Annotated in this window: 21 protein-coding genes; 18 read left to right on the top strand and 3 right to left on the bottom strand. The window is 68.4% G+C overall.

Translation table 11 applies throughout. The annotated features are described in order from the left end of the window. Positions 1-56 precede the first annotated feature (56 nt). The 9 genes from N4G70_RS29055 to N4G70_RS29015 all read left to right on the top strand — a co-directional run bounded on the left by N4G70_RS29055 (position 57) and on the right by N4G70_RS29015 (position 2,806). Entirely contained in the window at positions 57-344 is a 288-nt protein-coding gene (locus N4G70_RS29055; RefSeq protein WP_261715724.1) for a hypothetical protein, read from the top strand. Continuing rightward, positions 341-562: a hypothetical protein gene (locus tag N4G70_RS29050; protein WP_261715723.1), complete on the top strand. Its 222-nt coding sequence runs from the start codon at positions 341-343 to the stop codon at positions 560-562. The genes N4G70_RS29055 and N4G70_RS29050 overlap by 4 nt, the downstream gene beginning before the upstream one ends. A 223-nt stretch (positions 563-785) precedes the next feature. Beyond that, positions 786-1,244, top strand: a complete 459-nt coding sequence (locus N4G70_RS29045) for a hypothetical protein (RefSeq protein ID WP_261715722.1) — start codon at positions 786-788, stop codon at positions 1,242-1,244. Between the two features lie 58 nt (positions 1,245-1,302). Next, a complete protein-coding gene (locus N4G70_RS29040; protein WP_261715721.1) occupies positions 1,303-1,557 on the top strand; it encodes a hypothetical protein in 255 nt (84 codons plus the stop codon). A gap of 3 nt (positions 1,558-1,560) precedes the next feature. Beyond that, positions 1,561-1,755: a hypothetical protein gene (locus N4G70_RS29035; protein ID WP_261715720.1), complete on the top strand. Its 195-nt coding sequence runs from the start codon at positions 1,561-1,563 to the stop codon at positions 1,753-1,755. Beyond that, positions 1,752-2,090 carry a hypothetical protein gene (locus N4G70_RS29030; RefSeq protein ID WP_261715719.1) on the top strand — a complete coding sequence of 113 codons (339 nt, stop codon included), beginning with the start codon at positions 1,752-1,754 and terminating at the stop codon, positions 2,088-2,090. Before N4G70_RS29035 ends, N4G70_RS29030 begins: the two co-directional genes overlap by 4 nt. Continuing rightward, positions 2,083-2,349, top strand: coding sequence for a hypothetical protein (locus N4G70_RS29025; protein ID WP_261715718.1), 267 nt, complete (start codon positions 2,083-2,085; stop codon positions 2,347-2,349). Before N4G70_RS29030 ends, N4G70_RS29025 begins: the two co-directional genes overlap by 8 nt. Then, positions 2,346-2,579, top strand: a complete 234-nt coding sequence (locus N4G70_RS29020) for a hypothetical protein (RefSeq protein ID WP_261715717.1) — start codon at positions 2,346-2,348, stop codon at positions 2,577-2,579. Before N4G70_RS29025 ends, N4G70_RS29020 begins: the two co-directional genes overlap by 4 nt. Further along, positions 2,576-2,806, top strand: a complete 231-nt coding sequence (locus tag N4G70_RS29015; RefSeq protein ID WP_261715716.1) for a hypothetical protein — start codon at positions 2,576-2,578, stop codon at positions 2,804-2,806. Before N4G70_RS29020 ends, N4G70_RS29015 begins: the two co-directional genes overlap by 4 nt. Before the next feature lie 10 nt (positions 2,807-2,816). Here N4G70_RS29015 and N4G70_RS29010 read toward each other — a convergent pair whose 3' ends face one another. The 3 genes from N4G70_RS29010 to N4G70_RS29000 form a co-directional block, all read right to left on the bottom strand. Then, positions 2,817-3,011 (bottom strand): hypothetical protein, encoded by a 195-nt coding sequence (locus tag N4G70_RS29010; protein ID WP_261715715.1) that lies wholly within the window; start codon positions 3,009-3,011, stop codon positions 2,817-2,819. Positions 3,012-3,288: 277 nt separating this feature from the next. Next, positions 3,289-3,711: a DUF6907 domain-containing protein gene (locus N4G70_RS29005; RefSeq protein WP_261715714.1), complete on the bottom strand. Its 423-nt coding sequence runs from the start codon at positions 3,709-3,711 to the stop codon at positions 3,289-3,291. Between the two features lie 340 nt (positions 3,712-4,051). After that, positions 4,052-4,420, bottom strand: a complete 369-nt coding sequence (locus N4G70_RS29000; RefSeq protein ID WP_261715713.1) for a GIY-YIG nuclease family protein — start codon at positions 4,418-4,420, stop codon at positions 4,052-4,054. Positions 4,421-4,619: 199 nt separating this feature from the next. Between N4G70_RS29000 and N4G70_RS28995 the strand changes: the two genes are divergently transcribed. The 9 genes from N4G70_RS28995 to N4G70_RS28955 all read left to right on the top strand — a co-directional run bounded on the left by N4G70_RS28995 (position 4,620) and on the right by N4G70_RS28955 (position 9,111). After that, a complete protein-coding gene (locus N4G70_RS28995; RefSeq protein WP_261715712.1) occupies positions 4,620-5,375 on the top strand; it encodes a GntR family transcriptional regulator in 756 nt (251 codons plus the stop codon). 147 nt (positions 5,376-5,522) lie between these two features. Beyond that, positions 5,523-5,753, top strand: a complete 231-nt coding sequence (locus N4G70_RS28990) for a helix-turn-helix domain-containing protein (protein ID WP_261715711.1) — start codon at positions 5,523-5,525, stop codon at positions 5,751-5,753. 2 nt (positions 5,754-5,755) lie between these two features. After that, a complete protein-coding gene (locus N4G70_RS28985) occupies positions 5,756-6,049 on the top strand; it encodes a hypothetical protein (protein ID WP_261715710.1) in 294 nt (97 codons plus the stop codon). After that, the gene (locus N4G70_RS28980; RefSeq protein ID WP_261715709.1) at positions 6,049-6,198 is read left to right on the top strand and encodes a hypothetical protein; all 150 of its coding nucleotides are present in this window, start codon (positions 6,049-6,051) and stop codon (positions 6,196-6,198) included. The genes N4G70_RS28985 and N4G70_RS28980 overlap by 1 nt, the downstream gene beginning before the upstream one ends. Continuing rightward, the gene (locus N4G70_RS28975) at positions 6,198-6,545 is read left to right on the top strand and encodes a hypothetical protein (RefSeq protein ID WP_261715708.1); all 348 of its coding nucleotides are present in this window, start codon (positions 6,198-6,200) and stop codon (positions 6,543-6,545) included. Before N4G70_RS28980 ends, N4G70_RS28975 begins: the two co-directional genes overlap by 1 nt. Beyond that, positions 6,545-6,733 (top strand): DUF4236 domain-containing protein, encoded by a 189-nt coding sequence (locus tag N4G70_RS28970; RefSeq protein WP_261715707.1) that lies wholly within the window; start codon positions 6,545-6,547, stop codon positions 6,731-6,733. The genes N4G70_RS28975 and N4G70_RS28970 overlap by 1 nt, the downstream gene beginning before the upstream one ends. Positions 6,734-6,771: 38 nt before the next feature. Beyond that, positions 6,772-7,455 carry a hypothetical protein gene (locus tag N4G70_RS28965; RefSeq protein ID WP_261715706.1) on the top strand — a complete coding sequence of 228 codons (684 nt, stop codon included), beginning with the start codon at positions 6,772-6,774 and terminating at the stop codon, positions 7,453-7,455. 100 nt (positions 7,456-7,555) lie between these two features. Beyond that, complete coding sequence (locus N4G70_RS28960; RefSeq protein ID WP_261715705.1) at positions 7,556-7,738, top strand: hypothetical protein; 183 nt, start codon at positions 7,556-7,558, stop codon at positions 7,736-7,738. A 53-nt stretch (positions 7,739-7,791) separates the two neighbouring features. Then, the gene (locus N4G70_RS28955; protein WP_261715704.1) at positions 7,792-9,111 is read left to right on the top strand and encodes a hypothetical protein; all 1,320 of its coding nucleotides are present in this window, start codon (positions 7,792-7,794) and stop codon (positions 9,109-9,111) included. The last annotated feature ends 9 nt before the right edge of the window (positions 9,112-9,120 follow it).

Genomic DNA, 9,120 nt, shown 5'->3' with positions numbered 1-9,120 from the left:
CCCCGCCCCAACCGAGCCACCCGCCGGGCGACAGCCCGACCCGTCAGGAGGCAGCGATGAGACACACCGCAGACACGATCACCGACGACGAGTTGGACGCGCTGTACGAGCGGTTGGAGGCAGCCGAGACGGCGGTGAGCCGCACCCGCGCGGTCGTCAACGAGCGCCGAGCCCAGGTCGCCGAACGCGAAGCCGAACGCCAGCTCGCCGAGGGCTACTTGCCCCTTGATCATCCGATGGCCCTCTGGTGCGACACCGTCGCCAACATGTGCAGCGAGGTCGAGTACGCGCTCCGCACACCCAGGAAGCCCGTGATCGTGGTCGTACCCGGGGAGGCGTCGTGACCGACGACCACTGGGGCCCGACGCGGCGCCCGAAGGGCAAGGCTCGGGACCTGACGCCGGAGCAGCAGGCACTGGCCGAGGATCTCCATGTCCGGGCGCTGGCCCTGCGGGCGGCGTCGGACGGAGAGCTGTCGATACGTGAGGCCGTCGACCTTGCGGCGTTCCAGCTAGGTCTCGAAGCGCCACAAACCGGGACAGTGGACGGAGTTGGGGCGTGACTGCACCTTCTCTCAACCCGAAACGCCCCCCGGGGAAGGGCTCAGGTGGCTCTGAGAGCGTCTGGGACCCCCAACCCGGCACCGAGCGAGGGTGTGGGGGTCTGATCAAGCCGCAGAACGGCGCTCAGAGCCTCGACCCCGAGCGCATGCTCCGATCAACCCCGGGAGCCACGCGCCGCCCCGGCACGATCGCCGCCCCCAACCCCGCCCGGAAGGAACCGAAATGACCGACTCTGCCGCTCGTGCCGCTGCCGTATGGGCAGCCCTCTCCGCCTCCCACGACGTAGCTGATCATTGGGTGCAGATCGACGCCCAAGCCGTCGCGAAAGGCCAGCCCGGCCCCGAAGGCGTCAAAGCATGCGCCGCGCACGTGGCGACGTACACCGCCACCCAGGCCGCCGCCCTGTACGCAGCCAACCGACTCCTCGGCCTGCGCCTCGACTGGCGGCGTGCAGCGCTCGGCCTCGCGATCTCCGCCGGAACCCACTACATCGCCGACAGGCAAGGAGGCCACTGGCGCGACCCAGAACCGCGCGGCGTCGTCCGCCTCGCCGCAGCCACCGGACACGCGGGATGGCTACAACGCGACCCGGGCGCCGGCTACCTCATGGATCAGTCGTGGCACAAGGGATGGCTCGCTGTCGCGGCGGCCGTCATCGGCGGCGGAAGTGGGGCGAAATGACCGCCCTCGACCCCGACGAGGCATTCCGCCACCCCAACCCCGCCCGGAAGGAAGCCCGATGACCAAGAAGTCGAAGTCGACGGCACAGAAGAAAGCCCGTGCCCTCCAAGCCGAGACCGGCATGCCCTACACGGCAGCACTCGCCAAGATCCAGGACGAGATCGACGAAGGTCTGTGCACCTCTGAGTACCACGGTGATGACCTCGGATTCGTGGGCCAGCTGTGCGAGTTGGAAGACGGCCACGGCGGCGTCCACCGCTGCGACACGGACCTCCCCGGAACCCGGTACACCGTCACCCTGACGTGGGGTTGAGCCGTGACCCAGCCCCTCGACCCCGACGAGCAAGCCTTCCTCGACCTCGCCGCCGACGAGCCCCGGCATTTCGACGCCCCCGGCTACTACTCCGACCTCGGCGCGGACGGCCTGCCCTGGCCCGCCACCCGCCAGCCCGCACTACACGACTGGCCCGGAACCTTCGACGACCTGCACCTGCCCGAGGAGGGCTCGTGAGCATCTACGCGACCATCGAAGGCATTGGTGGCGACGGCGACCCAGAAGACCTCGGCATGCCGTGGATCTACCAGGGCTCGCACATCCTGCCCGACGAGGACGATCCGCGCGGCGGTGATGTAGGCCTTGCGCTCATCCCCTCACACATCACCCGAGACGGACGTGACGACCAGCCCGAAGACGGCATCCCCTGGCCGTGGCTGCGCCTCTCCATCGACGCCGAGAGCGACCGCGCCGTCCTGCTCAGCCCCGCCCAAGCTCGCCGTCTGGGCCAGCAACTCGCCAACTGGGCCGACGAGGTCGACCCCACCACCGACGGAGACGACCATGCCTGACCAGATCGAGCCGCTCGCCCCGTTCCGTGCCCTCGCCGACCAGTACGCCGCCAAAGCCGCCGAAGCCGCGCGCAACGCCGAGGCATCCACGATGGCCGACGCCCGCCTCGCACAGCAGGGCATCGCCGCCGGATGGCAGTCCGCCGAATTCCTGCTGCGCCACACGCTCGCCGACCTGGGCAACTCGGCAGCCAGCGACGGCACGACCGCCGACGACCGCCGTTACTGGACCAGCCGCTACGGCCAGGAGCCGACATGACCGACGACGAGGCCTGCGGCAACGAGGATCACCGCGTCGACATCCACATGCGCCCAGGAGAAACAGCGCATTGGGCCTGGCGGCACGGATACGAGTTCGACGTCTCCTGCGCACAGTCAGGCGTCGGAAAACTGCGCCTGCACTTCCGGCGCGGCCAAGAAGAAGTCACCGTCAGCATCCCTGCCGTCCTGCACTGGGACGGCCAGCGCATCACCGTGAAGGCGACATGAGCGAGCCCCGCCGCAACCTGACCTTGCACCTGCCGCTGGTCACCGGCACGGACGGCCAGCCCTACATCAGCTGCCTCGCCGTCGCCGCCCTCCTGGAGTACGTCGCGACCACGATCCGCATCACCGGCCTCGACGGAGAAGCCGGCGCCGAACTCCTCGACAGCGAAGCCTCAGCCCTCACCGTCCGCGCCATCGCCCGCACCGGCCCTGAACGGTCCGGCCAGTGAGGCGCGTCGATCACTCTGACGGCAGCCGGCCCGCCAGCTCGGTGGCCAAGGCGTAGGCGTCAAGTTCCTCGTCCGAGCCCGGCCCGTTCGTCTCGGCGAAATGCATCAGCAGCCGCACGACATCCCGCGCCTCCACCAGAGTGATCAACGGTTCGCGCGGAGCATCGGAGTAGGTTCCGGTCACGGGAGCAGCGAGATCATCCATGACCGGTCAACTTGGCTACGGGTGCTGCGGTTACGGGGCTAGCCCCGCGGAGAGGCGGAGGCCGTCATCACGACTCGGCAACACCAGTCGCCAGCAACGCCGTTCGGCAGTGCAATAGCCCCCTCACCGCTTGGGGGACCCATGAACCACACCCGTACCGCCGCCGTTGCGCTCGCCGCCGCAGGACTGCTCCTCGCAGGCTGCTCCGCCGCGAACTCCTCCGCCGGCCACGAACCCCGCGGACCACCCGCCGGAAACCGCCCCAAGACCTCGGCGCTCATGCCGCGCTGCCCGAGATCAGCCGGGCCCGCGCCCGCACCTGCTCGGCGAACGCCACCAGCCGGACAGCGAACTCCTCCGCCTCCACGGCCGACAGATGATGGCCCTCCGAACCGTCGTCGATCACAACGAACGGGCCACGCTCCTCAGGCCGCGGGCCGAACGGATCCGAACCCAGCCGGGCATGCACCAGCAACCGGTACGACGGCTCACCACCCGGCACCACCAGATCGACCATCGCCCCGGAGTGCGCGACATCCTCCAGGAAGCCCTCGTTCTCGGCCACATGGTCGGCCACACACCACACAGGGCACTGAACCCAGACAGGCTGGCCATGGATCAGCGCGGGAGACAGACGGGCCGCAGGCCCGGCGGGGGAGAAGTGGGGCTGCTCGATTTGGGCAGCTTGCTCTAAGCTCATGACCGAGCTCCTTCTTTGACGAGACGGGACTTCCTGACCAGCGGGGTGATGACCCGCTGGTTGAACTGGCCGGGCGGGTGATGACCGCCCGGCCTTTCACGTTTCCGAGCGGGTGATGATGGCCCGGAGCGTGGCGTTGGGACGAACCTACCGCCGCCCCCGAAGACCCCCGGATGGATCCAGTAGGCCTCTGACCTGCACCGGGGTGACATATTCTCACTTTCGTGAGCATGTCAGTCGGGGCGACCTGCGCCGATTTTTAACGATGTACGCTTCGCCCCGATTCGCAGGAGCGCGAGGGTTGGGATCTTGGAATGGCCGGAACGCGACGGGGAGCGCGTCAGTCGTTCGCGCCCCAGAACGGCGGGAATCTCTCGCCGGTATCTGGCTCTAGGGCCGCCAAAGCTCGGGCCTCGGCTGCGGCGCGGGCGACGCCCTCGTTGTGGAGCTCCATCCGCCGCTCGGATCCATTGAAGACCTTGTTGTAGCGCGGACGCTCTTCCTCGACTTCGATCTTCTCGATGCGTTCGGCGCTCTTGCGCGTCTCGAACCACTCGATCGCCTTGCGGGCCACCTCGGGCCACCAGTGCTTGTCGCGCGAGTGGGCTGACCAGCGAGCCTTGGGGTTAGCGGTGATCCCTACATACAGCAGACGGTCGTTGACGTCGTACAGGCGGTAGAGCGCGGTGCGCTCGGCTGGCTCGGGCATAAGGACCCTTCGGCTTCATGGGCAGGGGCGTCCGCTTGCGCTGTGTGCTCACTGTCACACTCCGACTACGAAGAACCGTAGCGCTATAGAGCAATTCTATCCACCCCTTGTACGCGACCCCTCACAGAACGGTCATTGACCAGCGGTTACGTATAGCGGGTAGCGTTGCTCTATACGAATTCGTCCCGAAGGAGCACGCGTGCCGCGTCAGTCCGGCGAACCGCCTAAGTACCAGGAGATCGCCGACAAGCTGCGTCGGCAGATCGGCGACGGAACCTACCCTCCGGGCAGCGTGTTGCCGCCCGAACGTGAGATCGCCAAGTTGGAGGGCGTGGCAGTTGGGACCGCCCGCCGCGCCTTGGCTGCACTGCGCGACGAGGGGTACACCGAAGCCCGAGTCGGGGCCGGCGTCTACGTGCGCTCCTGGCAGCCGATTGTCCGCAACGCCAACAAGCGATTGCGGACCGCCCAGTGGGGGGAAGGTCGGTCCATCTGGGACGTTGACATCGACGATCGAGACCTCGTGGCCGTGGACGTTCAGATCGAGCACCTCCCCGCCCCAGCCGAGGTGGCGCGAATGCTCGACGTTGATGAGAGTCAACTGGTCTATCGGCGGAGCCGGAAGTATGTCGTCGATGGCGTCTCGGTGATGCGGTCAGCTTCGTACATCCCCGAGGATCTTGCGCGCGGTACGCGGATCACGCAGCTCGATTCCGGACCTGGAGGGATCTATGCGCGACTGCGAGAGGCTGGATACGGCCCAGTGAAGTTCCGCGAGGAACTCCGTTGCCGGATGCCGACTGCGGACGAAACCGAGGATCTTCAGCTCGCGGCGGCCACTCCCGTGGTGGAGATGTGCCGCTCCGCCATGCGCGCTGACGGCCGCATCGTGGAGGTCAACCGAATGATTCTGGACGCGTCGCGATACCTGCTCGTCTACGACTTCCCTGCCTGACCTGCCTCTCTGTGCCCCCACCTGCTCGGGTGGGGGCTTTTTCTATGCCTCAAAATCGCTGCATTGCTGTGTAGCTCTCTTGATTGCTCTGTAGCACTGTGCTTCCATCTAGTTGCCCAACCCCGACCGACTTCAGGGGAGCACCCAGTGACGTCTGCTTCTGCCGCCCCTGTGGGCGGTTACCTCACGACCAGAGAGATCGCCGAGCGTCTCGGCGGTACGCCGCAGCACGTGCGGCAGCTGATCAAGTCCGGCCGCCTGCAAGCGATCGACATCGCCAAGGGCCGTGGCCGACCCCGATTCCGCATTGCCCAGGCCGCGTTGGCGGAGTTCCTCCGCGACGCCGCCGTCAACTACCCGTCTGAAGAGGTGGCCTGATCATGAACATCTCCACCCTGCGTTCCCTGTCCGATGCCGATCTGGCGTCGCGCAGCCCGCTGGCTGCTCAGGCCCGCGCGATGACGCTGGTGCCGCAGCTGGACCCGGACCACGCGTTCCGGGCGACGACGGTCACCGCCTATGTCCAGGCCCGCAGCCGGGGCGACTGGGCGGGGGAGCTGCGCCACATCGCTGCGGCATCCGACTATGACCGGGCGCACCCGGGCGAGCCGTCGCTGTACGACGAGCTGCACGCGATCGAGATGTACGGCGCGCAGTACTCCGAGGTGGCGTGATGGCGACCGTGCTGGAGCCGATCACCATGTCGGACGACCTGTGGCACTCCCTGACGATCGAGCACCCTGACTCGTGCGGCTTGCACCGCTGCTGGGTTGACCAGTGCCCGGCACGCTCGCACGACGAGGCCGCGGGCGGTGAGGTGTGATGGCTGCGAAGAGTGCGATTGCCGCCCCGGTGTTTCTGATGCTGGCTCGCTCCCGCGAACTGGTCGCCGCGGCTACTGCTGTTGGTGCTGGCTGGGCGCTGTTCGGGTCGTTCCGTGGGGCCGGCGTCATGGTCGGTGCCGCACTTGCCGCGACCGTCGTAGCAGCTGTGGGGTTGGGCTGGCTCGCGGTCGCGGGCTGGGTTTCGCCGATGCCGCGCGGCCGGCGTCCGCTTGAGGACGCGTGTTCGGAGGCGGCTGACCGGGTTGCCGACTGGGCCGGTTGGGACGGCTCCCCGAACGCCGAGGCGTTCGGGGTTTCCGACGAGACCGATCGTGAGGCCGCCTGATGCCGCTGACGTTCCGCAAGTCGTTCCGGATCTTCCCGGGTGTTCGTCTGAACGTGAACGCCCGTTCGTGGTCGATCACGCTGGGCGGCGGGTCCGGCCCGCACCACACGATCAGTTCGACCGGCCGGCGCACCACGTCCGTCGATCTGCCTGGGCCGTTCGGCTGGCGCTCCAGTCGCCGCCGCTGACTCATCCCGCCCCAATCCAACGCAATCGGAGGAGCACCATGACCGCGATCAGCCTCACCGACCTCGCCAAGACCGTCGAGCAGGGCAACCCGCACCACCACCCGCACCTGCTGAAGGTCACCAAGAACGAGTACAACCGGGTCGTCTTCGAGTTCAAGGCGTTCACCGGCACCGAAGCCGAGCCCGAGCGACCCCGCGCCATGTGGACTGACGACATGCCCGAGGCCGCCCGCGACCTCCTGCGGGATGAGTACGAAACCGCGTACAACCTGTGGAACGACGCCCACTACGTCCGCACCCTCAAGACCGTCGTGGCCGAGTACTCCGCGTCCGCCAAGTGGGCGGCCTACGCCGAGGCCCGTACCGCCATGACCGTCGCGTTCACGGCCCTCAACACCACCCCGGACAACGAGTGGAACGCCGCCGTGTCCCGCCTGGCCACCGCACAGGAAGCAGCCCGCGAGGCCGCCGACACCTGGGACCGCGCCGCCCGCCAGATCGCCGCGGTCCACCACGACCACAGCGGTTCCTACCTGTCGTGGAACGAGGCGTACAAGCGGGCCGGTATCGACGCCACCAGCTGGGACGTGCAGGACCACTACGCCTACACGAGCCGCTACAGCACCGACACCCCGCTCGCGGAGAAGCTCCAGGACGCGATCAACGAGCAGCGCGACCACCTCCGCACTGTCTCCTCCCTCACCAGCCCCGTCCGCCCCTGACCGCCCGTCCGCTGTGCTCTGCATGCCGTGCCGGGTGTGGGGTGCAGCGGCCGGACAGTCCGGTCCGAAGGCCCGCGAACCACCACGAGAGGAGCCCGTCATGGGCCTGTTTGGACGCAAGACCGCCGAGACGCTCGACACCGCCGCCGGAGCCATGCACCGCGCAGGCAAGAAGGTCGCCGGGGAGAAGGGCGGCCGCGCCGGAGACGCCGTAGCCAGCGCCACCCTCGGCCGACTGCGCGACCTCTGCAACGAGGACTGCACCTGCCGCAAGTGCCGTTGACGACCGCCTAGCCAGCTCCCTACGCCTCACTCGATCCGAAAGGACACAGCGCCGTGACCCCCACCGCCGTCAAGCAGGCCAACGGGACGCCCCTGGTCTCGCCCGAGCCCCGGTTCGACCCGGTGGCCCTGGCCGAGGCGGAGGCGATCAGGAAACGCGCCGAAGCCGAAGCCGAAGCGATCCGTATCGAAGCCGAGGGCAAGGCCGAAGCTGAACGGCTCCGCGCGGCCGAGGAGGCGGAGAAGCAGCGCATCGCCAATGAGCGTGCTGCGATGCGCCTGGAGAAGGACAAGGTCGGCCACGCGGCATTCGTCGCGAAGAAGAACACCGAGATCGCCCGCTCCAACGCCGAGACCAGCGAGATCGCCAAGGCCGATGCCGAGAAGGCAGCCCAGGAAGCGCGCCGCGTCGCCGAGCAGAAGCGGACTGAGCGCCTGTGGAAGTTGGGCGCGCGCGGCATCTACGCCATCGGCCTGATCATCGCGGCGCCGGTGCAGTTCATGCACTTCTGGGATCCCAAGCGGCCGTTCCTCGTCGCGGCCCCCGGGCTCCTGGAGGGCCTGGCGCTGGCGCTGGCGTTCGGTGCCGCGTGGGCTGTCGCGCACCGCAGGGACGCAACGCCGTACCGGATCGGGATCATGACAGGCGCCTTCATCGCCGCAGGGGTCAATCTGTATGGCGGCATGACCGACAAGGCGATCGGCTTCAACGCTGGCCTGATCGGCGCTATCGCCTCCATCGGGGGGCCGGTCGTGCTGATGACCTACGAGCGCGGTATCGCGCAGAAAGCCGATGGCGTTCCGTCGCGGCGCGAGAAGCGGGCCGCGGCGAAGGAGGCTGCCGCGCAGGCAGCGGCAGCAGCAGAGGCCGACGCGGCCAAGGCGAGTGCCGAGAGGCGGGCTCGTGCAGCTGCCGAGGCTGCCGAGGAGCAGGCGGAGGCGGAGCAGGCGCTACGCGACGAGGACCGTCAGGCGCATCACCCCGAGGTGTGGAAGGTCGCGGATTCGATCCGGTCGGCGCGCGGCTGCCAGTACGTCACTGAGCAGATCTGGGGCGAGGCCTGGCACCGTGTCACGGGCTTTCGGCAGGTCGGCGTGACCCCTGATATCGACGCGCAGTCCCGTGCCGCTGAGGCGCGCGCCACGACGGCCGCCCAGGCTCCCGTTCTCGGATCTTTGTCGCTGGTCAATTCCCAACGACCCCCACGGACGAAGAAGGACCCGGCAGCCCCCGACGGGCGCCGCAACAACGGTGGCACTCCGCCCGTCCGGCGACCCGGCGACAGCACGCCGAACCATCCCGTCGCCCGTTCGCAAGCGCGCGCCGAACGCGTCACCGCCGCATCCAAGAACTCCGGCCCGAGCGACAGCTAACCCACCCCT

The organism is Streptomyces sp. ASQP_92, from assembly GCF_025399895.1.
Lineage (GTDB): Bacteria > Actinomycetota > Actinomycetes > Streptomycetales > Streptomycetaceae > Streptomyces.
This window is presented reverse-complemented; position numbering and strand designations above follow the sequence as displayed.

Bases quoted from the DNA above. Each gene is read 5' to 3' on its own strand.
- N4G70_RS29055 (WP_261715724.1), top strand. From the start codon at position 57: ATGAGACACACCGCAGACACGATCACCGACGACGAGTTGGACGCGCTG.
- N4G70_RS29045 (WP_261715722.1), top strand. From the start codon at position 786: ATGACCGACTCTGCCGCTCGTGCCGCTGCCGTATGGGCAGCCCTCTCC.
- N4G70_RS29040 (WP_261715721.1), top strand. From the start codon at position 1,303: ATGACCAAGAAGTCGAAGTCGACGGCACAGAAGAAAGCCCGTGCCCTC.
- N4G70_RS29025 (WP_261715718.1), top strand. From the start codon at position 2,083: ATGCCTGACCAGATCGAGCCGCTCGCCCCGTTCCGTGCCCTCGCCGAC.
- N4G70_RS29020 (WP_261715717.1), top strand. From the start codon at position 2,346: ATGACCGACGACGAGGCCTGCGGCAACGAGGATCACCGCGTCGACATC.
- N4G70_RS29015 (WP_261715716.1), top strand. From the start codon at position 2,576: ATGAGCGAGCCCCGCCGCAACCTGACCTTGCACCTGCCGCTGGTCACC.
- N4G70_RS29010 (WP_261715715.1), bottom strand. From the start codon at position 3,011: ATGGATGATCTCGCTGCTCCCGTGACCGGAACCTACTCCGATGCTCCG.
- N4G70_RS29005 (WP_261715714.1), bottom strand. From the start codon at position 3,711: ATGAGCTTAGAGCAAGCTGCCCAAATCGAGCAGCCCCACTTCTCCCCC.
- N4G70_RS29000 (WP_261715713.1), bottom strand. From the start codon at position 4,420: ATGCCCGAGCCAGCCGAGCGCACCGCGCTCTACCGCCTGTACGACGTC.
- N4G70_RS28985 (WP_261715710.1), top strand. From the start codon at position 5,756: ATGAACATCTCCACCCTGCGTTCCCTGTCCGATGCCGATCTGGCGTCG.
- N4G70_RS28980 (WP_261715709.1), top strand. From the start codon at position 6,049: ATGGCGACCGTGCTGGAGCCGATCACCATGTCGGACGACCTGTGGCAC.
- N4G70_RS28975 (WP_261715708.1), top strand. From the start codon at position 6,198: ATGGCTGCGAAGAGTGCGATTGCCGCCCCGGTGTTTCTGATGCTGGCT.
- N4G70_RS28970 (WP_261715707.1), top strand. From the start codon at position 6,545: ATGCCGCTGACGTTCCGCAAGTCGTTCCGGATCTTCCCGGGTGTTCGT.
- N4G70_RS28965 (WP_261715706.1), top strand. From the start codon at position 6,772: ATGACCGCGATCAGCCTCACCGACCTCGCCAAGACCGTCGAGCAGGGC.
- N4G70_RS28960 (WP_261715705.1), top strand. From the start codon at position 7,556: ATGGGCCTGTTTGGACGCAAGACCGCCGAGACGCTCGACACCGCCGCC.